This window comes from Exiguobacterium sp. s43 (assembly GCF_018617255.1).
GTDB classification, from domain to species: Bacteria; Bacillota; Bacilli; order Exiguobacteriales; family Exiguobacteriaceae; genus Exiguobacterium; species Exiguobacterium profundum.
In genome coordinates this window covers 540,527-563,574 of record NZ_JACSJT010000001.1, presented here as the reverse complement: position 1 = coordinate 563,574, position 23,048 = coordinate 540,527, and the positions used below count along the sequence as shown (strand labels likewise).

Annotated in this window: 24 protein-coding genes; 4 read left to right on the top strand and 20 right to left on the bottom strand. The window is 50.2% G+C overall.

Features of this window, described 5'->3' with window-relative positions; genetic code table 11:
* Nucleotides 1–92: 92 nt before the first annotated feature.
* From KNO79_RS02895 to KNO79_RS02870, 6 genes are all read right to left on the bottom strand, one after another.
* Nucleotides 93–1,097: a sensor histidine kinase gene (locus KNO79_RS02895; protein WP_214690601.1), complete on the bottom strand. Its 1,005-nt coding sequence runs from the start codon at nt 1,095–1,097 to the stop codon at nt 93–95.
* A 1-nt stretch (nt 1,098) separates the two neighbouring features.
* Nucleotides 1,099–1,779: a response regulator transcription factor gene (locus KNO79_RS02890; RefSeq protein WP_214690600.1), complete on the bottom strand. Its 681-nt coding sequence runs from the start codon at nt 1,777–1,779 to the stop codon at nt 1,099–1,101.
* A gap of 105 nt (nt 1,780–1,884) precedes the next feature.
* Entirely contained in the window at nt 1,885–2,391 is a 507-nt protein-coding gene (locus tag KNO79_RS02885; RefSeq protein WP_214690599.1) for a hypothetical protein, read from the bottom strand.
* Nucleotides 2,392–2,424: 33 nt separating this feature from the next.
* On the bottom strand, nt 2,425–2,631 hold the full coding sequence (locus tag KNO79_RS02880) for a hypothetical protein (protein ID WP_214690598.1): 207 nt from the start codon (nt 2,629–2,631) through the stop codon (nt 2,425–2,427).
* Between the two features lie 75 nt (nt 2,632–2,706).
* Nucleotides 2,707–3,714, bottom strand: coding sequence for a tRNA dihydrouridine synthase (locus tag KNO79_RS02875; protein WP_374193976.1), 1,008 nt, complete (start codon nt 3,712–3,714; stop codon nt 2,707–2,709).
* Nucleotides 3,715–3,798: 84 nt separating this feature from the next.
* A complete protein-coding gene (locus KNO79_RS02870) occupies nt 3,799–4,413 on the bottom strand; it encodes a TetR/AcrR family transcriptional regulator (RefSeq protein WP_214690597.1) in 615 nt (204 codons plus the stop codon).
* Nucleotides 4,414–4,614: 201 nt separating this feature from the next.
* On the opposite strand from KNO79_RS02870, the gene KNO79_RS02865 reads away from it, so the two are divergent.
* Entirely contained in the window at nt 4,615–5,559 is a 945-nt protein-coding gene (locus KNO79_RS02865) for a DUF5692 family protein (protein WP_074036132.1), read from the top strand.
* A gap of 32 nt (nt 5,560–5,591) precedes the next feature.
* On the opposite strand, the gene KNO79_RS02860 is transcribed toward KNO79_RS02865, so the two are convergent.
* Complete coding sequence (locus KNO79_RS02860) at nt 5,592–6,461, bottom strand: PhzF family phenazine biosynthesis protein (RefSeq protein ID WP_214690596.1); 870 nt, start codon at nt 6,459–6,461, stop codon at nt 5,592–5,594.
* A 93-nt stretch (nt 6,462–6,554) separates the two neighbouring features.
* Between KNO79_RS02860 and KNO79_RS02855 the strand changes: the two genes are divergently transcribed.
* Nucleotides 6,555–7,082 (top strand): AAA family ATPase, encoded by a 528-nt coding sequence (locus KNO79_RS02855; RefSeq protein ID WP_214690595.1) that lies wholly within the window; start codon nt 6,555–6,557, stop codon nt 7,080–7,082.
* Here KNO79_RS02855 and KNO79_RS02850 read toward each other — a convergent pair.
* The 9 genes from KNO79_RS02850 to gatC form a co-directional block, all read right to left on the bottom strand.
* Nucleotides 7,074–7,514, bottom strand: a complete 441-nt coding sequence (locus tag KNO79_RS02850; protein WP_214690594.1) for a hypothetical protein — start codon at nt 7,512–7,514, stop codon at nt 7,074–7,076. The genes KNO79_RS02855 and KNO79_RS02850 overlap by 9 nt on opposite strands.
* Nucleotides 7,515–8,132, bottom strand: coding sequence for a hypothetical protein (locus KNO79_RS02845; RefSeq protein WP_214690593.1), 618 nt, complete (start codon nt 8,130–8,132; stop codon nt 7,515–7,517).
* A gap of 10 nt (nt 8,133–8,142) precedes the next feature.
* A complete protein-coding gene (locus KNO79_RS02840) occupies nt 8,143–8,676 on the bottom strand; it encodes a GNAT family N-acetyltransferase (protein ID WP_214690592.1) in 534 nt (177 codons plus the stop codon).
* Nucleotides 8,673–9,266 (bottom strand): dihydrofolate reductase family protein, encoded by a 594-nt coding sequence (locus KNO79_RS02835; RefSeq protein WP_214690591.1) that lies wholly within the window; start codon nt 9,264–9,266, stop codon nt 8,673–8,675. The genes KNO79_RS02840 and KNO79_RS02835 overlap by 4 nt, the downstream gene beginning before the upstream one ends.
* A 72-nt stretch (nt 9,267–9,338) precedes the next feature.
* Nucleotides 9,339–10,700, bottom strand: a complete 1,362-nt coding sequence (gene rlmD / locus KNO79_RS02830) for a 23S rRNA (uracil(1939)-C(5))-methyltransferase RlmD (protein WP_214690590.1) — start codon at nt 10,698–10,700, stop codon at nt 9,339–9,341.
* A gap of 55 nt (nt 10,701–10,755) precedes the next feature.
* On the bottom strand, nt 10,756–11,754 hold the full coding sequence (locus tag KNO79_RS02825; protein ID WP_012727038.1) for a diacylglycerol kinase: 999 nt from the start codon (nt 11,752–11,754) through the stop codon (nt 10,756–10,758).
* Nucleotides 11,755–11,817: 63 nt separating this feature from the next.
* Nucleotides 11,818–13,248: an Asp-tRNA(Asn)/Glu-tRNA(Gln) amidotransferase subunit GatB gene (gatB, locus tag KNO79_RS02820; RefSeq protein ID WP_211782444.1), complete on the bottom strand. Its 1,431-nt coding sequence runs from the start codon at nt 13,246–13,248 to the stop codon at nt 11,818–11,820.
* Nucleotides 13,249–13,260: 12 nt separating this feature from the next.
* Nucleotides 13,261–14,703 carry an Asp-tRNA(Asn)/Glu-tRNA(Gln) amidotransferase subunit GatA gene (gene gatA / locus KNO79_RS02815; protein ID WP_074036114.1) on the bottom strand — a complete coding sequence of 481 codons (1,443 nt, stop codon included), beginning with the start codon at nt 14,701–14,703 and terminating at the stop codon, nt 13,261–13,263.
* 11 nt (nt 14,704–14,714) lie between these two features.
* The gene (gatC, locus tag KNO79_RS02810; protein ID WP_012727041.1) at nt 14,715–15,005 is read right to left on the bottom strand and encodes an Asp-tRNA(Asn)/Glu-tRNA(Gln) amidotransferase subunit GatC; all 291 of its coding nucleotides are present in this window, start codon (nt 15,003–15,005) and stop codon (nt 14,715–14,717) included.
* 214 nt (nt 15,006–15,219) lie between these two features.
* Between gatC and KNO79_RS02805 the strand changes: the two genes are divergently transcribed.
* The gene (locus KNO79_RS02805) at nt 15,220–16,923 is read left to right on the top strand and encodes a methyl-accepting chemotaxis protein (RefSeq protein WP_214690589.1); all 1,704 of its coding nucleotides are present in this window, start codon (nt 15,220–15,222) and stop codon (nt 16,921–16,923) included.
* 40 nt (nt 16,924–16,963) lie between these two features.
* Here KNO79_RS02805 and KNO79_RS02800 read toward each other — a convergent pair whose 3' ends face one another.
* The 3 genes from KNO79_RS02800 to KNO79_RS02790 all read right to left on the bottom strand — a co-directional run bounded on the left by KNO79_RS02800 (nt 16,964) and on the right by KNO79_RS02790 (nt 20,013).
* The gene (locus KNO79_RS02800; protein ID WP_214690588.1) at nt 16,964–18,325 is read right to left on the bottom strand and encodes an alanine/glycine:cation symporter family protein; all 1,362 of its coding nucleotides are present in this window, start codon (nt 18,323–18,325) and stop codon (nt 16,964–16,966) included.
* A gap of 433 nt (nt 18,326–18,758) precedes the next feature.
* Nucleotides 18,759–19,196: a thioredoxin-dependent thiol peroxidase gene (bcp, locus tag KNO79_RS02795; RefSeq protein ID WP_214691256.1), complete on the bottom strand. Its 438-nt coding sequence runs from the start codon at nt 19,194–19,196 to the stop codon at nt 18,759–18,761.
* Nucleotides 19,197–19,209: 13 nt separating this feature from the next.
* Entirely contained in the window at nt 19,210–20,013 is an 804-nt protein-coding gene (locus KNO79_RS02790) for a hypothetical protein (RefSeq protein WP_214690587.1), read from the bottom strand.
* A gap of 171 nt (nt 20,014–20,184) precedes the next feature.
* Between KNO79_RS02790 and pruA the strand changes: the two genes are divergently transcribed.
* Entirely contained in the window at nt 20,185–21,729 is a 1,545-nt protein-coding gene (pruA, locus tag KNO79_RS02785) for an L-glutamate gamma-semialdehyde dehydrogenase (protein WP_159562777.1), read from the top strand.
* A gap of 38 nt (nt 21,730–21,767) precedes the next feature.
* Here the strand turns inward: pruA and KNO79_RS02780 are convergent, their stop codons facing one another.
* Nucleotides 21,768–23,003 carry a GAF and HD-GYP domain-containing protein gene (locus KNO79_RS02780; RefSeq protein ID WP_214690586.1) on the bottom strand — a complete coding sequence of 412 codons (1,236 nt, stop codon included), beginning with the start codon at nt 23,001–23,003 and terminating at the stop codon, nt 21,768–21,770.
* Between the last annotated feature and the right edge of the window lie 45 nt (nt 23,004–23,048).

Sequence of the window (23,048 nt, the reverse complement as noted above, 5' to 3'; positions counted from 1 at the left end):
GTTTGCACCCTCCAGTACTTGATCTACTTCGAGTGTACCGAGTGAGTGTGACTCGTCTGTGACTCGAAAGTGACGATTTCGTCACTTAGCGGTCAGACAACTGCTTTATAGAAGCGAATATGAAAATCCGTTCCGACCCCAGGTTCGCTTCGAACAGTCAACTCACCTTCCTGGCTCATAATGATACTGTGTGCCATGGCAAGCCCAATCCCGACACTTTCTTCGCTCGCATTCATACCTTTATAAAACCGTTGGAAAATGTACGGGAGGTCTTGTTTTGCGACGCCAATCCCCGTGTCACGAATCACAATTTCTGTATACAGCGTATTTTCACTAAACTCGATGAATACGTCGCCCTGTTCCGGCGTATGCTCCACGCAATTTTTTAAGATGTTGATGAGTGCCTCTGTCGTCCACTTCAAATCACCCTCGAATGTAACATCTTTTTCGCCTTGAACATGGAGTCGTTGCATTTTAATATCAATCGGTACGAGCATCGGTTCCGCTACGGCTTCAATGAGCGCAGGGACAGATACCAATTCGCGCTTGAAATGTATTGTCCCGGCATCAATTTTTGATAGTTTGAGAAGAGAAGACAAGAGCCACTCCATTCGTTCAAGTTGTACTTGTACGTTATGGGTGAATTCTTGACGCTTTTCCTCGGATAGACGAGGGTCACTGAGGAGATCCGCCATGACGGTCATCGAGGTGAGCGGTGTCTTCAATTGATGGGAGATATCGGAGATCGCATCCGTTAACTTCTGTTTATCTTCTTCAAGATGCGCGCCTTGTTCAGATAGCATTTTCGTCACTTTGTAGAGTTGGCTCTTTAACAAACTGAGCTCCCCTTCGCGATTATCACGGACATCCAATGTATAGTTGCCATTACTGATTTCTTGAAGATATCCAGAGAGCTGCTCGATTTCTCGATAACGCCATGCCGTGAAACGATACGTAACGCCGAAAAGTATGATTGCTAATAGGACGACCAGAACGGCCGTCTCTATGGACATGAATAAGACGGCAATACCTACAGCTATTCCAATAAAAAATAGACAAGTGAACAAGTATATTCTTATTTCTTGGTTTCGCAACATATTAACGCTCCACCTTGTATCCGATTCCACGCACCGTCGTAATAAGCATCGGATGTTGTGGATCATCCTCTAGTTTCTCGCGGAGTCGCTTAATATAAACGGTCAACGTATTATCGTTCACGAATTCCCCACCCACATCCCAAATCTGATCGAGTAGCTGGGTCCGTGACAACACTTGCCCTTTATGCCTCCCAAAGATGAGCAACAAACGATACTCGAGCGCTGTCAACAAAATTTCGTCCCCATTCTTTTTTACTTTTGCATCTTGCGTATTGATTTCAACTGGACCAATCGTCAACAGAGGCGAGCGTACGTTTTTATTGTATCGACGAAGTACCGAGTGAATTCGTGAAACGAGTTCTCGGACACGGAACGGTTTCGTGATGTAGTCGTCCGCTCCCATATCGAGTCCCATCACCACATTCACTTCATCATCGAATGCCGTCAGAAAGATGACAGGGATGTCTTGTTGTTGCTTCACGAGCCGACATAAGTCATATCCACTCCCATCTGGCAGTGACAAATCAAAGAGGCATAAATCAATTGTATGTAACTGTTGTTCAATCATAAGCGTCGCGTCAGCCACGTTTTGGCATAACGTTGTTCTAAATTGTTCTTGTTCGAGTGAATATTGGAGACCGGAGGCGATCGTCCGGTCGTCTTCTACGATTAGAATATGCATGGTATTCCCTCCTGACTCTTCTCCCCATAATATAGCAGTCTTTATTCAAGTGAGGTGAGAAATCAAAAATCCCTAACGAGAAATCTCGTCAGGGAGGACAATACGTTATTTGCATGCGGATGAGGATGTTGTAACTCGAAGGCACTCCGGTCGTACGAATCCGACTTCGCCTAAGAATCGTAATGCATCTATCGTCAACTCGTCGAGCTTGATGGATTGAACTTTCGGCTTGGTCTGTTCATCGACCCACACTTTCCAAATCTCGATTTCCTCCGCCGTCTTCAAATGGTCGGTTATATATTCGACGAGCTGTTCTGCTCTCGCATCGGAATAACGCCAACGCAACTCTACTACGTGCGGTTTTGAAGAATACGCCTCGACGTTCTCCATCGCATAATAGAGACTATGTTTAATCTCAATCTCGTCAAGTTGCTCTTCCGACTCGACGTTCATCAAAATCTTTTCATCACGGTCGAGGTCCTCGACGTCTGTCAGAATGTCAGGCAACACGATGCCTTTTTGGATGGCCTCGTTGATAGATAAGAACTCGACATATGGATTTTCGACTTCTTTTAGTGGGTGATCGCTCACAATAAATTGGAATTCACTCATGTGAAAGCCCCCTCTTGTTTTAGTAATGGGTCGCTATCGTTTCATCGCACGAATGGATATGAAAAGACCAATCACATATCCGATGATTGAACCGATGACAATACCATATATAAACGGAAAATCAACTAATGAAGAGATGACGATTCCGCTAACCGTGCCAAATACAAGTCCAAGCCCGACTACTGATTCGCGCCATTCGCCCCTCCTCTTCTTTCCACTCATTACATACGAATCGACCATATGAAACGTTTCATCGTCATCTACTATTTTTCATATAAAAAAGGGACCCAGTATTCACTGACCCCCTTCAAAAAACTATTCGACTGTCGAGACCGCCTCAGCGAGTGCTGCCTCTTCTTCATGATATTTCTCGACAAAGGCATCGAGTAACGCTCGTACCTCATCCGTCGATTTCGTTTCCATCAAGTTATGACGGAGCTCGCTCGCCCCACGGAATCCTTTGACATAAATCTTGAAGAAACGGTGCAAGTTCGAAATCGAACGCGGCACGTCTTCTTGGAATTTATCCTGAAGGTCCAGTTGCAGACGCAATAGATCAAGGTGTTCTTCCATCGAGTGTTCGCGAGGCTCTTTCTCGAACGCGAACGGGTTCTTGAAAATCCCGCGACCGATCATGACACCATCGACCCCGTATTTCTCAACGAGCTCGAGTCCCATTTGACGGTCGAGGATGTCCCCGTTGATGGTGATGAGCGTATCCGGGGCGATCTCGTCCCGCAACTTCACGATGTCCGGGATCATTTCCCAGTGCGCGTCGACTTTACTCATCTCATTGCGCGTGCGCAAGTGAATCGACAAGTTGGCGATGTCTTGTTTCAAGAGATGCGTCAACCAGTCACGCCACTCATCGAGCTTCGCGTAGCCGAGTCGCGTTTTGACGCTGACAGGGAGACCACCGGCTTTTGCTGCTTGAATGAGCTCAGCCGCAACTTCCGGACGGAGAATAAGACCGCTCCCCTTCCCACGTTTCGCCACGTTCGGGACCGGGCAACCCATATTGATATCGAGTCCTTTATAGCCCATCTCGGCCATCCCGATACTCATTTGACGGAAATATTCCGGATTGTCTCCCCAGATGTGGGCGACCATCGGCTGTTCGTCCTCAGTGAACGTCAAACGACCACGGAGGCTACCTTTTCCTTCCGGATGGCAATAGCTGTCCGAGTTCGCGAATTCTGTGAAGAAGACGTCCGGGCGTCCCGCGTGGGCGACGACATGACGGAAGACGACATCGGTCACATCTTCCATCGGGGCAAGTATAAAGAACGGACGCGGAAGGTCGCGCCAAAAGTTTTCTTTCATCGTAAAATCAGTTCCTTTCATCCATACAGTCCAACAAAATCACTCATCTATTCTATTATGTCCGTCGGATTGTATCAACTGACATTACTCATGATCCGTTTCTTTCGAGCGAATGAGTTGAAAAAAGTGCGGGAATCCTTCGGTCAATAAATAATGAAGCACACGATTCGTGTATTCCGGTTCAATCGTTCCCGTGCGAAGTAGCGTCTGGAGCACCATCCCGTCAATCCCGGCCATCGTCCATGTGGCGACCGCCTGAGTCATCGGCCCTTGCTCGACTCCGTAAGCCCGTACAAAGATCGCCTCAATCCGTGTAATCCAGTCTTGATATTTCTCTCTGAACTTTTGTTCGATGTCCTCATTGCCAATCATCGCTTCGTGGGCGAGATAAAATTGAAGTCGGCTCTCCGCATCTTTTTGAAGGCGCTCCTGCATACCTTCATAGATTTCCTGAATAATCACCGCCGCTTCCTTTCGATCGTCATGGGAGACGGTCTCAATGCGTTTTACCTCACCGAGCCCCTCGTCCATCACGTCATATAGAATCGCCTCTTTGGACGTGTAGTAATGATAAATCGCACCCGTACTGAATCCGGCCCGCTCCGCAATCCCTCGGAGCGTCGTGCCTTTGATGCCCTGTTCGACGATGATTTCACGCGCAGCTTGTAAGATTTTCAACTTTCCTTCGTTCATCATCATCTCGCACCCTCCTCTGTTTTCAACGCTCATTATACCATAATGATGTGGCAAACTTTCGACACTTCCATGTGAGCTCCCACCCCCTATTGACAGCGCTTACAATAGTTTGTTACACTTTTCACATAAACATAACGAACGTTCGGTATGTTTAGTCACTGCATTTATTTCTGTTTATCTCATTTTCGAAAGGAGTGTCATGTTATGTTTTTCTTCGAATCAATGCCTTGGTATAACGTCGTCATGTGGTTCGTCGTCCTTGGACTGCTGATGGGGTTTAACGAGTTCGTCCGTTCTGGTAAACGGGCGAGCCAACTTATGTTCATGGCGTTACCGATCGCACTGACTCCAATCTGGTTGTTTGTCGTCGATTCGGAAATCACGTCGTGGTTCCATTGGGTGAAGGTGTATTCGGCACTCGCCGGCGCGCTCATCTACATGGTCATCCGCTTCACGAACTACCATAAGAAACATCCTTGGTATTTAGTACTCGTCCCGGCCATTCTTGCCATCAATATCATGGAGGCCGTTATACGGGAGTTTCAAGTCGGCTTCATGGGATTTGATGGGGTCGTCGACGGTATGAATTACATCTCCGGTGGGTGGAACTACGTCAACGCCTTCGCCGGAATTTTGAACATCCTCACCATTTGTGGCTGGTTCGGTATCTTTGCGACGTCCGGTAAGCGAGTCGATATGATTTGGCCGGACCAGACGAAATTGTGGATCATCGCATATGGAATCTGGAACATCTCCTACGTCTATTCGTGTGCACCAGGTAACGCATTTTATTCCGGATTTGCGTTAAACATTGCCGCGACCATCCCTGCCCTCCTTTGGGCGAAAGGAACATGGATGCAGAACCGTGCCCAAACGCTCTCGATTTGGATGATGTGGGTCATGACCTTCCCTTACTTCTTTGCGGTCGGCAGTACGTTCAACGTGAGCGTCTCGTATAATCCGGCAGCGAACTGGACGCTCGCACTCATCAGTCTTGCCCTCAACGTCGTGCTCGCCGTCATGCAGGTATCACGTATTATGAAACGACGTCTCAACCCGTTGAAAGACGAGCTGTGGACCGATACTGAAGAATACAAACGAGTCGATGCGTTACGAGAAACAGAATCACCTAATCCTAAGACAGCATGAAAAAGACGAGCCGCGGCTCGTCTTTTGAGTTCCTAGAAATCAAGATGTTGTACGCTCAGAGTAGTCGCCTTTCCTCCAACCGTGACGTGTGAGATTTCTTCTCCTGCTACAGTTAGTTCTACCAAAATTTCTGACGGAAGTTTCATTCCATATCCTTGCTCCATGACAAGCGTAGACGACTTCTTCAAAACAAGAGATTGCTCGAACAGATAACAAGCCAGCGCACCGTTCGACGTTCCAGTGGCAGATTCTTCATCGATTCCATATAGTGGCGCAAAATTTCGTGTATGGGCGATGCCATCCTCCATCGTTTCAAGAGTGAAAAGATGGTACCCAACCACGTCAGATTGTCGACTGATTTCCTTCACTTTTTCGAAGTCCGGTTGAATAGACAATAGTTCAGTAAGCGATTTGATAGGAATCAGGATATCCCGGAGTCCAGTGAAACCGATCAGAATCGGAAAACGATCATCTAATACCTCAAGCGGAACCTTAAGTGAATCAGCAATTTCTTGATGATTTGTCACGGGTAAAAATTCTGGGAGTCGCTGCTGCATCATAATAGTCAAATCGTTTCGGATCTCGACCTCTAACACACCAGCTCTCGTCTCTTGTGTAAATCGTCCACTCCCAAGTAGACCTTGTTCTTTCAATACATGAAACGTTGCAATCGTTGCATGACCACAGAGGTCGACTTCCTCTTCAGGTGTGAAAAAACGGACGCGGACATCCGCATGATGCGATTGACTCACGAAGGCAGTCTCACTGTAACCGACCTTCTTCGCAATCTGTTTCATTTCTAATTCGGTTAAGGCATCTGCATGTAATACGACCCCAGCCGCATTCCCTCCTTCTCCATCTTTTGAAAAAGCATGGACAACATATACATCAATCGATAACATGTTTCAATCTCCTTTAGTCAATCTATAGGATTCTGCAAACTCAACTATACGTTATAATTGCAAGACGACATGATGAAAAATGGGGGGACTTTGATGATTATATGGATTAACGGTGCATTCGGCTCGGGCAAGACAACCTGTGCCAAGCTACTTGAGAAACAGTTGCCGAACGCGTTTCTCTATGACCCGGAACAAGTCGGCTTTTTCATTCGGAACCAATTGCCAAAAAGCCTTCAACAGCCCGATTTTCAGCACCATCCGGAATGGCGGGAGTTCAACTATCGGATGTTGTCGAAGATTGCCACGTCCTTCGATGGGGTCATCCTCGTTCCCATGACATTGGTGGACGCAATGTATGTAGACGAAATCATCGGTCGGCTTCAGCGGGACGGGATCGACGTACGTCATTTGATCCTCGAAGCGCATCGACAAACGCTCGTGAAACGATTGAATAAACGTTTCGAATGGTTCAACTCTTGGGGGAAAGCGCAGATTGTTCGCTGCCAGTCCGCATTTCAATCTGAAATCCATGCAGAAAAAATTGTAACAGATCACCTATCAAAACAAGATGTTGCGCGAGCGGTCGCCGATCATGTCGGTCTCACACTTGCCTCAAAATGATTCAGATTCATACATCGCTTCGGACGGCTCGTCTTCCCATCGGATGACGAGCTCACTTGAATGGGATAGACTCAGCTCCACCGCCTCACACATCATATCGGTCAACCACATGCAGCGGAACAATAGTTGCCGATATCCGTACAGTTCATCGATGATTTCGAAGCGCCCCATTTTAACAAACTGACCCAATTGTTCGATCGGACATACCGAATAAGACGATTCACCGAAGCGGACGAGCGACGAAGAATCCCGGTCTACGTTCGAGATTGTCACGACGGCACGTCCCGTCCATACCGCTTCTTTCTTGAACAAGTCACGGATGCCATCCGCAAAAACGAGACGGATTGTCGAACCCATAAAAGTCGCTTCCGTGATGACCGCGTCATGCAGGGAAAGCGGGACGTTACGAGTTCGAATCGTATATTGCTTCATTCAATCCCTCCTTTTTTGAAACACATAATTCTCAACTGACTTCGTATACATTGGACCTTTCATCGTCTTCTTCACTTCGGCTACATCGACGTCTTTCCCTTTCGGCAATCGGAAATAATCGTCGAGCCCTGTCTGAATGAGTTCATTTGTACTTCCCATGACCCCAATCAGCTCGAACGTTTTATCGAATTGCGCCAACGTCGCATCTCCATGGCTATCGTTACAGAGCAAGATGCCACGCGGCTTCAAATATTGTTTCGTCGCCTGACCGACAAACCCCGCATATTGCGAGATGATCAAGTCAACGGGTTCGATGTCGAGCGGCTGCGTATAGTCCTGACCAAAAAATTCAATCGTACACGGCTCATCATATTCCTTTCGTTGATCCATCAGCTCCTGTACCGTTTCAATTTGCTTGAAGAAACGAATCGTCCCTTTGAAACTGTCGACATAGATGACATGAGGGATGACGAGGGAAGGGGCGACGTCGACGTGACTCCCTGGATAGAGCGCCTGCTTTACGTCAAAAGTATCAGCAATCGTTTCATACACTTGTTTTCGGTCCCCGATTTTTTGTGCATACGTCTCATACATTTTTGTCACTTGTTCAAGATTCATCGATATCCCCCTAGTATAAATATCCAAGCAAATCGAGTGTTCCGTCGCTCCATCGTTTGTCTCCCACCTGACGAATCATCAATTCTTCAAACGACGCCTCCCCGATCCCTCGTATCGTCTGATTCTCGTCATTGATTTGAAGCCACGTGCATGTGTTAGATACCGTGTGAAACCCGATGCGTTCGTAGAGGTCTGGTCGGTCTGCGAATAACAGAAGAAAATCGATGGGGTACGTTTCCCCAAGAGCAATGACTTTTTCCATCAGTGCCCGTCCGACCCCACGTCCCCGAACTTCTTCCCGGACACACAGATCGATGATGCCGAGCACGTGAATCGATTCCCCGTTCATATTCATCACACGAAAGTCTAACCCGACTTGTCCAATGATCCGTTCGTCTTCATACGCGATGAGTCGGAAATGGGGTAATTGCTTGAAGTAGCGGCGATTCGGATAAATTGAGGGAAACGCATGTTGTAATAGCTCAGTTAGCTCCTTATCCATCGATTCTGATACGGTCATTTCGAGGTGTTGCTCGATTCTCATCTCTTCTCCCCTTCCGATTGAAGGCGTCCATACCGAACGACATGGACCCCGTTTGGCATCAGCTGTTGCTCAATCACGTCAAGTTGCAGTGGCAAGATGTTGCCGTCTGGGAAAAGTCGTTTGCCTGACCCGATGATGATGGGATACACGATCAGTCGAACTTCATCGATGAGATTGTTTGCGAGTAGCGTGTGCACGAGTTCCCCGCTTCCCCAGACGTGTAAATCGGGTCCCTCTTCTTGTTTGAGTCGTTTCAACGCTTCGACTGGCTCTGTCAGAAACGTCGTTGATTCCCATCGTGAGTCCGTTGACTGCCGCGTGACCACATACTTCATCGCCCGGTTGGCTTCCGGCCAAATGTCATCGTGATTCGGCCAATAACTCGCCCACTGATCATATGTCTTTCGACCGAGCAACAAATCAAACTCACTATGCATTTGCGTCCGAATCCAAATTCCAAGCTCTTGACTCGAAAACGGCTCCGTCCATCCCCCATGCATGAAATCCCCACTCAAATCTTCTTCTCTCCCACCTGGTGCTTGAATCACACCGTCTAACGACAGGTGTTCCAGAACAATGATTTTCCTCATCTCCGACTCTCCTTTCGACTGTTTGCAAAAAAAGCCCCCGATTGATTCAATCGAAGGCATGATACATTCATCTTATTCTACTTTCTCCAACCACGCCACCGTCTCCACATGCGCCGTATGCGGGAACATGTCGACCGGTGTCACTTCCATCAAGCGATAGCCACGGTCGGCGAGGTAACGCATATCACGCGCCTGTGTTGCGACGTTACAGGAGACGTATACGATTCGCTTCGGTCCCATCTCGACCATCGTCTCAAGGAACGATTCGGCACATCCTTTACGTGGTGGATCGACGACGATCACATCCGGGTTCACACCGTCTTTCTTCCACTCTGGAAGCACATCTTCCGCCGCACCACATGCGTACGTCACGTTATCGATCTCATTGACGAGCGCATTCTGTTTCGCGTCTTCAATCGCTTCCGGTACGACTTCGACACCGTACACATGCGCTGCTTTCCGAGCAAGGAACAGACTGATCGTCCCGATGCCGCAATAGGCATCGACGACTTGTTCCGTACCTGACAGTTGTGCGTACTCCAGCGCTTTCCCGTACAACTTCTCCGTTTGGACCGGGTTGACTTGGAAGAACGAGTGCGGAGAAATCGTGAATGTGAGTCCTGCGATTTTATCCTCAATCGTCTCATGACCATAGAGCAACTTGTTCGTCGCTCCGAGGATGACGTTCGTCTTGTCCGGGTTGACGTTTTGCATGATCGACGTCACGTCTGGGAGACGCTCGACGATATCGGCGACGATCTCATTCACGCCTTTTAATTTCGTCGTCTTCGTGATAAGGACGATCATGAGTTCACCCGAATGGTACCCGTAACGGGCCATGACGTGACGGATGACCCCACGTCCTGTCTTCTCGTCATACGCCGGCACACCGCGAGCATCCAACACATCACGGACGACTTGGATCGCCTGATCATTGCGCTCATCTTGAATCAAACATTCGCTCATCTCGACGATATCATGGGAACGAGGACGATAGAAGCCTGAAACGAGACGGTCTCCTTCTTGTTTGAACGGGACTTGCGCCTTGTTGCGGTAGCGCCAAGGTTCTGGCATCCCGATCGTGTCATGGACCGGCACGTCGAACTGACCAAGACGCTTGAGCGCATCGACGACACGTTCTCGTTTCTGGCGAAGTTGTCCTTCATAACTGAAGTGTTGCAGCTGACAGCCGCCACACTGATAAAAAATCGGGCACGGTGGCTCGACGCGGTCGGCGCTCGCTTCTTTCACGTTCAACAATCGGGCGAACCCATACTGCTTGTTCGTCTTCGTCACGACGATTTCGACCGTCTCACCCGGTAACGCGTTCGGGACGAACAACGTATAGCCGTCGACACGTGCCACACCCGCCCCTTCATGGGTCAAGTCGTGGACGTGGACGTCGAGACGATCATTCTTTTTCACTGGTAGCATACGAATGCTCCTTCCATTGCAAATAGGAATGACAGATGTCGTCATTCCTATCTTTTCACTCTGCTTTATCGAGCGAAACATTGAACAATTGCTTGATCATCTGTTCGCGTTCATATTGTGCATTCAAATCTTCCATCTCGCGAATTCGGGCGTTCGGCGCGAGCACCGTCAAGTGACGGAATAAGTTCCGCATTTCACCTGTGCATTCCCCGCCGTACTCACCGTCGATGTTGAGACTCATCGGCTCGGTCGTCTTCATCCGGACGCGGCTCGTCTTCACATGCTCGACGAGTGAGCTTGATAAGTGCTCACCCCGAAGGAGTAAACGGACGACGTGGATGAATTCGAACAAGTTACATTTCCGCAAAATGAACAGATCGAACAACCCGTCATTCAACGACGCGTGTGGTGAGATTTTTTCAAATCCACCGACCGAGTTCGAGTTCGATGTGAGGAAGACCATGACCTCGCCTTGGAACGTTCCTTCATCGTGTTCGAGCTCGATATACGTCGGTTTGATGAGAGGCAGTTTCTCCATCCCTTTCACGTAATACGCGAGCTGCCCGAGTGCTGTCTTCAACTTCGATGGCACCTCATACGAGAGCTCGGTCATGATGCCGCCACCGGCGATATTGATGAAATAGTGAATGTCACCTTTCTCGCCTTCGATTTCCCCAAGGTCGACCGGCATCTCGAATCCGTCACAGATGACGTCGAGTGCACCGACCACACTTAGTGGAATCCGCATCGCCCGGGCAAAGTCGTTCGTCGTCCCGACCGGAATGAGTCCGATCGTCGGACGATTCTCTAGCGGGGCGAGCCCTGAGATGACTTCGTTCAATGTCCCGTCTCCGCCTGCGGCGATGATGAGGTCGAACTCGGCCGCTGAGGCCCGTTTTGCTTCGAGCGTGGCATCACCAATCGCTTTCGTCGCATACGTCGACGTCTCATAACCCGCATCCTCGAGGCGGTTCAAAATGTACGGGAGTTCCCGTTTGATCACTTCTTTACCAGATGTCGGGTTATAAATGACCCGCGCACGTTTCCGTTGCATATTGATTCTCTCCCCTATGCTCAACTCGAGCGAAAAGCGAGACACAAGTGTCTCGCCGCCTGCTTAGCGTTTTGCGATCTCTTCGTGGAACAAGCCATCGAGGAGTGCCGGGTTCGCCATCCCTTTCGTCTGTTTCATGATTTGGCCGATGATGAAGCCTTTCGCACGGTCTTTCCCGTTCTTGAAGTCTTCGATCATTTGCGGATGCGCCTCGAACAATTCGAGGATGTAGCCACGGAGTAAGTTCTCGTCCGAGATTTGGGCGAGTCCGTTCGCTTCCACATACGCTTTCGGATCAGCGCCTTCTTCCATCATCGCCGTGAAGACACGCTTCGCGATTTTCGATGAAATCGTCCCTTCTGCGATCAAGCGGATGAGCTCGGCGAGTGATTCCGGTGTCAACTTCATCGTCTCGACCGTTTCATTCGACTTGTTCAAGTGACCGAGCACTTCACCCATGAGCCAGTTCGCTGCCGCTTTCGGCTCCGCACCGGCCGCTGTCGTCGCTTCGAAGAAGTCCGAGAACTCTCGCGTTGACGTGAGGGCTTTTGCGTCGTATGCCGAGAGACCGTATTGGCTCATGTAGCGTTCACGACGAGCTGCCGGCATCTCTGGAATCGTCGCGCGGATGCGCTCTTTCCATGCCTCATCGATTTCGAGACGGACGAGGTCCGGTTCTGGGAAGTAACGGTAGTCCGCTGCCCCTTCTTTAACACGCATGAGAATCGTCTTTTTCGCCGCTTCGTCGTAACGGAGCGTCTCTTGACGCATGACGCCACCTGAAAGAAGCAATTTGCGATGACGCGTCTCTTCATAGTCGAGTGCCTTTAAGACGTTTGAGAACGAGTTCAAGTTCTTGAGCTCTGTCTTCGTACCGAACTTCTCCTGCCCGAATGGACGGACCGAGATGTTACAGTCACAGCGAAGTGACCCCTCTTCCATCTTGACGTCCGAGACGCCAGCGAACGAGAGGACTTCTTTCAAACGCTCGAGATACGCGACCGCATCTTTCGGTGAGCGCATGTCTGCCTCACTGACAATCTCGATGAGTGGTGAACCGGTCCGGTTGAAGTCGACGACCGAGTGCTTCTCGCCCGTGTGGTTCATCTTCCCGGCATCTTCTTCCAAGTGCACGCGCTCGATGCGGAATCGTTTCATCTCTCCGTCTACTTCGACGTCGACGTGACCGTTTGAACCGATCGGCTTATCAAACTGCGAGATTTGATATGCTTTCGGCGTGTCAGGGTAGAAGTAGTTCTTGCGGTCGAACTTCGTATCTGTCGCAATCTCACAGTTGAGTGCCATTGCCGCTTTGATGGCGAGGTTGACCGCTTCTTCGTTCAATTTAGGCAAGACGCCTGGGTGTCCGAGACAAATCGGACACGTCTGTGTATTCGTTTCGGCACCGTAAGTGCGTGAGCAGCCACACCAAATCTTCGACTTCGTGCTCAGCTCGGCGTGCACCTCGATCCCGATGATCGTTTCAAAGTTCATCGTACGTCCTCCTTAGAGCTGTGGCATCTTGAAACCGCCGTTTGCTTGTTCAAAAGCATGGGCCACGCGGTAAAGTGTTGATTCATCAAAGTAGTTCCCGATAATTTGAAGACCGACCGGAAGTCCTTCTGAAAGACCTGCCGGGACCGAAATGGCCGGGATACCGACCAAGTTGACCGGAATCGTCATGATATCGTTCGCATACATCGTGAGCGGATCGTCGAGCTGTTCGCCGAGTTTGAAAGCTGTCGTCGGAGCAGTTGGTCCAACGATGGCATCATACTCTTCGAACACTTTCGCGAAGTCCTGCTTCATGAGGGTACGGACTTGTTGGGCTTTCTTGTAGAACGCATCATAGTAACCAGAGCTGAGGGCATAAGTCCCGAGCATGATCCGGCGTTTGACCTCGTCCCCGAACCCTTGTTCACGCGAATATGTGAACACTTCGTCGAGCGTGTCCGCTTCGGCGCGACGTCCATAACGGATACCGTCGAAACGAGCCAAGTTCGAAGAAGCTTCTGACGACGCGAGCAAGTAGTACGCCGAGAGGGCATACTTCACAGACGGAATCGAAACCGTCTCGATTGTCGCACCGAGAGACTTGAGCGTCTCGATCGCTTTTTCAATCTGTTCACGGACGCCAGGCGCGACACCTTCTGCCATGAACTCTTCCGGAAGTGCGAACTTCATGCCCGTCAAATCCTGGTTGAGCGCTGCCGTATAGTCCGGCACCTCGACCTCAGCCGACGTCGAGTCCATGTCGCAATGACCCGCAATCGTATTCAATAAGTAAGCATTGTCTTCGACCGTGCGCGTGAGCGGGCCGATTTGATCAAGTGACGACGCGAAGGCGACGAGACCGAAACGTGAGACGAGACCGTATGTCGGCTTCATCCCAACGACACCACAATACGCGGCTGGTTGACGAATCGAACCACCCGTATCCGAACCGAGGCTGAAGAGGACTTGCCCAGCTGCGACCGATGCTGCTGAACCGCCTGAAGAACCTCCTGGTACACGAGTCGGATCCCATGGGTTACGGACAGGCTTGAACGCCGAGTTCTCGTTTGATGAACCCATCGCGAACTCGTCCATGTTCAACTTCCCGATTGTGAGGGCACCCGCATCATGAAGACGCTCGACGACCGTCGCATCGTGTGCCGGGACGAAGTTCTCGAGGAACGTCGAGGCACATGTCGTCCGCATCCCTTTTGTAACGATGTTGTCTTTCACACCGATCGGCATGCCGAAAAGCGGGTTGTCTGACGTTTTTGCGAGCTCATCCATGCGCTTCGCTTGCTCAAACGCATCCTCATTGAGCGTCAAAAACGCACCGATTTGATCATCCGTCGCTTCGATGCGGTCGAACGACTCTTTGACGAGGTCCGTGACCGTGACTTCGCCTTCTTTTAATAACGTATGCAGTTTCGCTACACCGTGGTCAAATAAACTCATGAAAGGCCTCCTTACTCAAAGACCGCAGGGACACGGACTTGACCGTTCTCCCAGTCAGGTGCCATCCGTTCGACTTCCTCACGTGGAAGCGATGGACGGACCTCGTCTTTGCGTAGTACGTTTTTCAAATCTAGGGCATGGGTCGTCGGTTCGACGCCCGTTGTATCCAGCTCATCGAGTTGCTCGGCGAACTCGAGAATTTTTGTCAATTGCTCCGTGAAGTGCGTCACTTCTTCATCCGTAATCGCAAGTCGGGCAAGTCCGGCGACGTGCCGAACTTCAGCTTCTGTAATACGAGCCAAAATTCCCACCTCCAACAGTTTTCAATACATCGTTCATTATCATACCACTTTTTCATAAGACAAAAAAGGAAATCTATCTTGTGAGAAAATGTCTCCTTTTTGAGAAACTAGGGAAATCTTCTCCGAATATTGACCCGCTTTCGAAATCAGCTATACGGTCGATGTGCGATTCTGATTATGCTAATGGTAGAAAAGATTCGTAAGGAGGAATCGTATGTCGATTCGGAATAAACTCATCACTGCGTTTAGCATCATGTTTGTGCTACTCCTCGGTGTAAGCGGTTACTCATGGTACGCCTTGAACGCATCAAAAGCAGCTCAAGAAGACATGACCGTTTCCTGGGTGCCAGGCATGGACCAGATTCATCAAGTCGATAAGCAACTGCTCGAAATCCGTCGTCATTTGATTCGTCACGCTCTCGTGGATGACGCCGTGACGAAACAAAACATCGAACGGGATATTCAAGCATCCGTCGCCATTTTGGAACAACGGATGGACGGCTATGAAGCGACGATTATCATGGAAGAAGATCAACAGCTCTTCGATGAAGCCCGTGCGAATTGGGATAACTTCCAAACGGTCATGAATGAACTCATTCGTATTTCGAATGAAGACGGTACAGAGGCCGCAGAAGCGTATATTCGCGATACAGCGGATGCAAGCGCTGACACGCTCTCGAACTCTCTCGGTCTACTCGTCAACTTGAACCGGGAAGAAATTCAGACGGACACAGCGGCGGCGGCTAAGTCGTTTGAACAAGTACAACTCACACTATTCATCGTCCTTGGGGTCGCGGCTGTCATGACGATCCTCATGATGCTCTTCATCTTCCGCTCCATCTTTGAACCACTCAAAGAGTTCAAGACGAAGATGCGTGAGCTCGCCACGAGCGAAGGCGATTTGACGACGTCAATCCCTGTGAAGCGCCGCGATGAGTTCGCCGGACTCGCACGCGACTTTAACCAGTTCATCGCCAACTTGCGTCAGTTGATTCTTCAAGTGAACGACGTGACGACTGGCGTGTCAAAACAATCAACCCATATGTACGAAGAGTTGAAAGAACTTGATACGTACATGACGACGACCGCTGCGACGACAGAGGATTTGACCGCCGGTATGCAACAGACGGCGGCGAGCGCTCAAGAGATGAACGCTTCCGCCTCGGATATGGAGCGGACGATTCATCATATCGTGACGATGGCCGATGAGCGGAAAACCGAAGCGAGACAAATCGATGAGCGTGCCCTCTCCCTCAAGTCACATGCGGTAGAGGCGAAAGAGAATGCCATCAGCGTCCTTCAGTCGACACGCACAAACTTAGAGAAAGCGATGCAAGATGCGAAAGCCGTGCGTGAGATCGCGACGCTCACGAACGACATCCTCGATATCGCCGCGCAGACGAACCTATTATCACTCAATGCTTCGATCGAAGCGGCACGTGCCGGAGAGGCCGGACGTGGATTCGCCGTCGTCGCCGACGAGATTCGAAAACTCGCCGAAACGAGCCGGGCGACCGTCGAACGCATTCAAGTCATCTCGACGACCGTTCTTCATTCGGTCGATCATTTGAATGAAAGCTCTGGACAGATGCTCCACTTCCTCGACACGAACGTCTTGAAAGATTATGACCAACTTGAAGAGGCAGCCGGACAATATAGCGAGGACGCAGGTCGCTTCGAAACGACTGCGACCGAGTTCGCTGCCGCTGCCGGGGAGCTCGAACAATTGACGTCGAACATGATCGGTGTCATCCAGGACGTTGCGACGACCGTCAACAACGGAGCGCTCGGTACGCAGGAAATTGCTGAAAAAGTGACGATGTCCGTCGAACGCTTCGCCGAGTTGAACCATGCGACGGAACAGTCGCAACAAAAGATGGAAGAACTTGATTCACTGATTCGCCAATTCAAGGTATGACAAAAACCCGCCGACACGTGCTGTCCGGCGGGTTTTCTCATCAAGCGGCAGAGGACTGCCCTACTTTTTTCCGTTCGAGTTCGAATCGTTTTGTCTCGGCGACGACCACACCGGAGAGGAACAAGAGTCCAATCAAGTTCGGGATAGCCATGAGACCGTTGAACACATCCGAGATGGACCAGATCAAATTCAAGTTCGTCGTCATCGCACCGAGTCCCGCGACTAAAATGTAGAGGACACGATATGGGACGATCACTTTTTCCCCGAGTAAATAATACGCTGAACGTTCCCCGTAATAACACCAACCGAGGACGGTTGAGTAGGCGAAGAAGACAAGCGAGATCGTCACGATGATTTCACCAATAGGTCCTAAGAAGTAAGCGAACGAGGCTTGCGTCAAGGCAATCCCTTCAAGCCCTTCCGTATATTGACCACCCATAACGATCGTGAGTCCCGTGATAGAACAGACGATGAGTGTGTCGATCAACACTTGTGTCATCGAAACGAGTGCTTGACGTCCCGGGAAGTCGGTCTTCGCTGCTGCGGCCGCAATCGGTGCAGATCCAAGTCCTGCCTCGTTAGAGAACACACCGCGCGCGACCCCGTAGCGAATCGCGGCACCTAACGCACCCCCACCGATGGCTTCAGCACTGAATGTGCTCGAGAACATTGTCGATAAGGCACCTGGTACCAAATCAAGGTTCATGATGAGAATCACGAGCCCACTCCCGACATATGCGAAAATCATGAACGGGACGAAGATTCCGACGACTTTTCCGATTGATTTGACACCACCTAAGATGACGAATGCCGTGACCGCCATCATGACGATCCCTGTCACAACCATTGGGATGTTGAACGAGTTGTTCAAGGCGAGACTGATCGAGTTCGTTTGGACCCCGTTCCCAATCCCAAAGGCTGCGACCGATGCAAAGACGGCGAACAAGACGCCGAGCCACTTTTTCTTTAGTCCGTGTTCTAAGTAATACATCGGACCCCCGGCAATCTCACCGCGTTCATCGACGACACGATATTTGACCGCCAGGATAGCCTCAGCGTATTTCGTCGCCATCCCGACGAAACCAGATAACCACATCCAAACGACAGCACCCGGTCCCCCGAGGACAATCGCCGTCGCGACACCGACCATGTTTCCGGTACCGACCGTGGCCGCCAATGCCGTCATAAGTGCTTGGAAATGCGAGATGTCCCCACGTTGCTTTTTCTTCGGTTGTTCTGGTTTTGGTATAAATGCCTCTTTCAGACCGACCCCAAGTCGCGTCACTTGGATAAATCCGAGACGGACGGTCAGGAAAATCCCTGTCCCGACGAGTAATATGAGTAAATGTGGCCCCCAGACGAGATTGGATAAACTCGTCAGCCAACTTTCAATTTGATTCACCGTGTTGCTCTCCTCCTACGTTCTTGATTTGAGCGCTCTCCCTATATTTTTCAGAACATTCACAATCGAGTCAAGGTACACCGCCTAAAGAAAGCGTTTTCAACACGTTATATAATTGTAATATTTTCCTTGAACCCTTATTCTTAAAAGCTTCTTAAAATTTATTTCGAAATATGATTGTAATATATATTCAAGTGCATGAGCCCGGATTTCATGATCACTACGAACCGTTAATCGATAGACTACATCTCAATCAGAAATGGAGTGGTTGCAACCGTATAAAGCACGCTCGAAGCGGCTTGATAGCAGCGACCGAGTCGCGATGCGCTGCCCTGCTTGCTCCTAGGAAAGTGAGCCGGCACAAAAAAGACTGTAGACCCATGCGTTGTCTACAGTCTGAAACCGTTCATGACTTTTCCTTCCGTTTCTCGTTTTACGAACGAATAGCAGCCACGACTTCTTCGACGTGACCTTTCACTTTGACGTTGCGCCACTCCTCTTCGATATAGCCGTCCTCGTTGATCAAGAAAGTCGAACGGACGATGCCGTAATATTCTTTCCCGTAATTTTTCTTCAACTGCCAGACGCCGTAAAGCTCGGACACTTTATGTTCCTCGTCCACGAGTAAATCAAATGGGAGGTCATTCTTGGCGATAAAGTTTTGATGTTTCTTTTGACTGTCGGCCGATACCCCAAGGACGACCGCGCCTTCCATCTTCGGCAACGCATCGCGGAAATCGCATGCCTCGGTCGTGCAACCAGGTGTCGAATCTCGAGGATAGAAGTATAAGACGACTTTCTTGCCGAGATAGTCCTTTAATGAAACCATCTCTCCGTTTTGGTTCGGTAATGAAAATGTTGGTGCGAGCATCTGCTGTTCCTCCTTAGCCAAACGATGGGTCGACAAGTTGTTCGTCATAGCCATCGATCGCTTCTTCTAATTTTGTCTTTAACGGGTCAAGCACTTCGATATACTCGACTGGATCTTCCGTTGCAGCCGCTTTTCGGAGCGTCTCCTCGTTATCGGTGTACCACGTCTCATACGCTTTGAAATAGTCGGTCATGATGGTTTGGTTCTCCTCGACCGTCAACGTTTCCGCCATGAGCAGGAAGACGTTATTGTCTGCCTCGAGCGCCATATAGTCCGTCTGTGCGTTGACTTGGTCATAGATCGGACCAGCCTCATCTTCCGGAATCTCGGCGAGACGGGCGTTCGCTTCGGCATTCACTCCGTACTCGTTCGCCTGGACACCGATGAGTAACTCTCCGACCTCGGCAATCACGTCTTTTGGTAAAGCGGCCGGTGTGATGACTAGTGACCACTCATCCCCTTCCTTCACAGCGATTTTACTGAGTCGGTTCGGGAGCGGGTTCCCTTCTTCATCGATCATCTCATGGACAAGGAACGCCACGTCTTCCTCTTCGTTGACCCAGCTCTTATAAATCTCACCAGGAGACAATTGACGGGTGACGGCACCAGTCGCCGGAATCTCGGTCAACCGGCCAGCATAATCAATTGATGCGAGTGCCTCAGCGTCTCCAGACTCAAGTGCCGTCTGATAGTCTGCGTACACGTTCGTGACAGCGTCCGGCAATGCGCGGTCTGTCTCTTCTATCACCGTCTCTTCCTCGTTCCCACATGCCCCGAGCATGAAGACGAGGAGTAGCGGAATGAACCATTTTTTCATGTTGTTCGTCCTTTCTAAAGCCGTGTTCTCCCCCATCCTATCACGTCTCGATTTCTTGCTCCAATGCCATGTGTTTCTGGAAAATTGTTTCACTAGGATTTCTACGATAATTTCGATACAATACAGACGTAAGCGCTTTAACGCTCAACATCACTTTAAGGGGGAACGAGAATGATTCCATACAAACATGAACCATTCACAGACTTTACACAAAAAGAGAATGCCGAAGCAATCCAAGCGGCAATCGAGAAAGTGAACGGTGAGCTCGGGAAAGACTATCCGCTCGTAATTGGTGGGGAAAAGGTTACGACGGAAGGTAAAATCACGTCTTACAACCCGGCTAACAAAGAAGAAGTGATCGGTCGCGTGTCAAAAGCGAACCAAGAGCTCGCAGAACGTGCGATGCAAGAAGCACTCACAGCATTTGACTCATGGCGCCATGTCGACCCGGCTGTCCGCGCCGACGTCTTGTTCAAAGCAGCGAACATCGTCCGCAAACGTAAGCATGAGTTCTCGGCTTACCTCGTCAAAGAAGCGGGTAAACCGTGGAACGAGGCAGATGCGGATACAGCGGAAGCAATCGACTTCATGGAATATTATGCACGTCAAATGCTCGAACTCAAACCAGGCAAGAAAGTGGAGAGCCGCCCAGGCGAATACAACCGGTATGACTACATCCCACTCGGGGTCGGGATCGTCATCAGCCCATGGAACTTCCCATTCGCAATCATGGCCGGTACAGCAGTTGCGGCCATCGTCGCCGGTAACACAATTCTCTTGAAACCAGCTTCGACGACGCCAATCGTCGCTGCGAAATTCGTCGAAGTGATGGAAGAGGCAGGTCTTCCAAAAGGCGTGCTCAACTTCATCCCGGGACCGGGTGCAGAAGTCGGGGACTATCTCGTCGACCATCCGAAGACACGCTTCATCAGCTTCACAGGATCGCGTGATGTGGGACTCCGCATCAACGAACGTGCGTCTAAGTTGAACGAAGGTCAAATTTGGCTCAAACGCGTGATCGCGGAGATGGGTGGAAAAGATACGATCGTCGTCGACGAATCAGCCGACCTCGAGCTCGCTGCACAATCGATCGTGAAATCGGCATTCGGTTTCTCTGGTCAGAAATGTTCGGCTTGTTCACGTGCCGTCATCGTCGACAGCGTGTATGATACGGTACTCGACCGTGTCGTCGAACTCACGAACGAACTCTCTGTCGGAAACACAGAGAAGAACGAACACTTCATGGGACCAGTCATCGATGCATCGGCCTTCAAGAAGATCACATCGTACTTCGATGTCGCAAAAGAAGAAGGACGCATCGTCGCAGGTGGGAAAGCAGACGATTCAACAGGCTACTTCATCGAGCCGACTGTCGTCGCAGACGTCGACCCGAAAGCACGCCTCATGCAAGAAGAGATTTTCGGACCAATCGTCGCCTTCACGAAAGCGAAAGACTTCAAAGAAGCAATCGATATCGCGAACAACACAGAATACGGCTTGACAGGGGCGGTCCTCACACGTGACCGTATGAATCAAGAATACGCTCGCCAAAACTTCCACGTTGGGAACCTTTACTTCAACCGTGGTTGCACAGGCGCAATCGTCGGCTATCAGCCGTTCGGTGGATTCAACATGTCAGGTACGGATTCAAAAGCAGGTGGCCCGGATTACATCCAACTCCACATGCAAGCGAAAACAACATCTGAAACGTTCTAATCAAAAAGGAGACGCTCCCCCGATGGGACGTCTCCTTTTTAGTGTGCTTTAAATGTCTGCTCGAACATGATGGCGATTTCTTCTTGATGAACCAGGAATAATTCGAACAAAGTCGGGTCGAACGCCCCTTCCATATTTCGCATCGCAAGAATCGCATCCTCATGAGTATAGGCCGGTTTATACGGTCGGACCGTCCGTAGTGCGTCATAGACGTCGATGATGGTGACGATTCGAGCCGCAAGCGGGATGTCTTCCCCTTTCAGTCCTTGGTTGTACCCGGTGCCGTCCCAGCGCTCGTGATGATACAGTGCGATGTGATAGGCCATTTGAATGAAGTAATTCTGAGGGAACTGTGTCTGCAAATCCTTCAACACTTCGCCGCCGACACGCACATGGTCGCGCATGAATACCCATTCCTGGTCGGACAGTTGATTCGCTTTGAGTAAGATTGCGTCCGGAACAGAGATTTTGCCGATATCATGGAGCGGTGCCGCGAGACGGATTCCTTCGATGAAGAGCGGTGACACTTCCGGATGGTGATGATCGTATAAAATCGTCGCGAACAGCGTCGACAAACCCTGCACCCGCTCGATATGGTTCCCCGTCTCGTTGTTACGGAGTGCGGACAAACGTAACAGCGTGCGGACAAGCCCCTCTTGATAATCGATCAATTCTTTTTCACGCTCGGCGAGGACCCGCTGCGCTTCTTCCCGCCCGGCCTCGATGCGGTGTCGCTCGACCGCCCCGAGCAGCGCATTGCTGAAATCTTGTAGCGCCTGTTGTTCGTACTCCGTGTACGTCCGTTCCGAGACGACGGAATCAAACCCGACAAATCCCTGACACGACTTCCCTTGCATCATGGGGACCGCGAGCAAACTTTGAATCGCTTGCGGTTCTAAGATGGCGCGGACGTCGCTCCCTTCAGGTAGATCGACGACCCGTGGAATATACATCGTCTCACCCGCCACATGGGTATTCACCCACTCGGGCAGCACATCAATCGGCACGTCTTGAAGATTGTCCATTTCAGCCGTGATTCCTTCGGCGCACCATTCGAACGTGTTATGGCAGACTTGATTCGTAAAATCATAATCGAAGACATAGACGCGGTCGACCGCGAAATAATGTCCAAGTTCGGCTAGCGATTGGTCAACCCGCTTTTTGAAATCCGCAATCTCTGTCGTTAAAAAGCGATTGAGGAGTGACGAAAGCAGGTGATGGAGTCGCTCTTGTTGTTGTAACTGTAACGTCAATGATTCGTGCGAAGTTGCCATGTGCCAAACCTCCCTTATCGTTCAAATACATACATGCATTCGTTC

Excerpts from the sequence above, each read along its gene's own strand:
- KNO79_RS02880 (WP_214690598.1), bottom strand. The coding sequence starts at position 2,631 with ATGGTCGATTCGTATGTAATGAGTGGAAAGAAGAGGAGGGGCGAATGG.
- KNO79_RS02860 (WP_214690596.1), bottom strand. The coding sequence starts at position 6,461 with ATGTTATCGATTGATGTATATGTTGTCCATGCTTTTTCAAAAGATGGA.
- KNO79_RS02885 (WP_214690599.1), bottom strand. The coding sequence starts at position 2,391 with ATGAGTGAATTCCAATTTATTGTGAGCGATCACCCACTAAAAGAAGTC.
- KNO79_RS02835 (WP_214690591.1), bottom strand. The coding sequence starts at position 9,266 with ATGAGGAAAATCATTGTTCTGGAACACCTGTCGTTAGACGGTGTGATT.
- KNO79_RS02865 (WP_074036132.1), top strand. The coding sequence starts at position 4,615 with ATGTTTTTCTTCGAATCAATGCCTTGGTATAACGTCGTCATGTGGTTC.
- rlmD (WP_214690590.1), bottom strand. The coding sequence starts at position 10,700 with ATGCTACCAGTGAAAAAGAATGATCGTCTCGACGTCCACGTCCACGAC.
- KNO79_RS02825 (WP_012727038.1), bottom strand. The coding sequence starts at position 11,754 with ATGCAACGGAAACGTGCGCGGGTCATTTATAACCCGACATCTGGTAAA.
- KNO79_RS02875 (WP_374193976.1), bottom strand. The coding sequence starts at position 3,714 with ATGAAAGAAAACTTTTGGCGCGACCTTCCGCGTCCGTTCTTTATACTT.
- KNO79_RS02850 (WP_214690594.1), bottom strand. The coding sequence starts at position 7,514 with ATGAAGCAATATACGATTCGAACTCGTAACGTCCCGCTTTCCCTGCAT.
- KNO79_RS02855 (WP_214690595.1), top strand. The coding sequence starts at position 6,555 with ATGATTATATGGATTAACGGTGCATTCGGCTCGGGCAAGACAACCTGT.
- pruA (WP_159562777.1), top strand. The coding sequence starts at position 20,185 with ATGATTCCATACAAACATGAACCATTCACAGACTTTACACAAAAAGAG.
- gatB (WP_211782444.1), bottom strand. The coding sequence starts at position 13,248 with ATGAACTTTGAAACGATCATCGGGATCGAGGTGCACGCCGAGCTGAGC.
- KNO79_RS02895 (WP_214690601.1), bottom strand. The coding sequence starts at position 1,097 with ATGTTGCGAAACCAAGAAATAAGAATATACTTGTTCACTTGTCTATTT.
- KNO79_RS02870 (WP_214690597.1), bottom strand. The coding sequence starts at position 4,413 with ATGATGATGAACGAAGGAAAGTTGAAAATCTTACAAGCTGCGCGTGAA.
- gatA (WP_074036114.1), bottom strand. The coding sequence starts at position 14,703 with ATGAGTTTATTTGACCACGGTGTAGCGAAACTGCATACGTTATTAAAA.
- KNO79_RS02790 (WP_214690587.1), bottom strand. The coding sequence starts at position 20,013 with ATGAAAAAATGGTTCATTCCGCTACTCCTCGTCTTCATGCTCGGGGCA.
- bcp (WP_214691256.1), bottom strand. The coding sequence starts at position 19,196 with ATGCTCGCACCAACATTTTCATTACCGAACCAAAACGGAGAGATGGTT.
- KNO79_RS02840 (WP_214690592.1), bottom strand. The coding sequence starts at position 8,676 with ATGAGAATCGAGCAACACCTCGAAATGACCGTATCAGAATCGATGGAT.
- KNO79_RS02805 (WP_214690589.1), top strand. The coding sequence starts at position 15,220 with ATGTCGATTCGGAATAAACTCATCACTGCGTTTAGCATCATGTTTGTG.
- KNO79_RS02890 (WP_214690600.1), bottom strand. The coding sequence starts at position 1,779 with ATGCATATTCTAATCGTAGAAGACGACCGGACGATCGCCTCCGGTCTC.
- KNO79_RS02845 (WP_214690593.1), bottom strand. The coding sequence starts at position 8,132 with ATGAATCTTGAACAAGTGACAAAAATGTATGAGACGTATGCACAAAAA.
- KNO79_RS02780 (WP_214690586.1), bottom strand. The coding sequence starts at position 23,003 with ATGGCAACTTCGCACGAATCATTGACGTTACAGTTACAACAACAAGAG.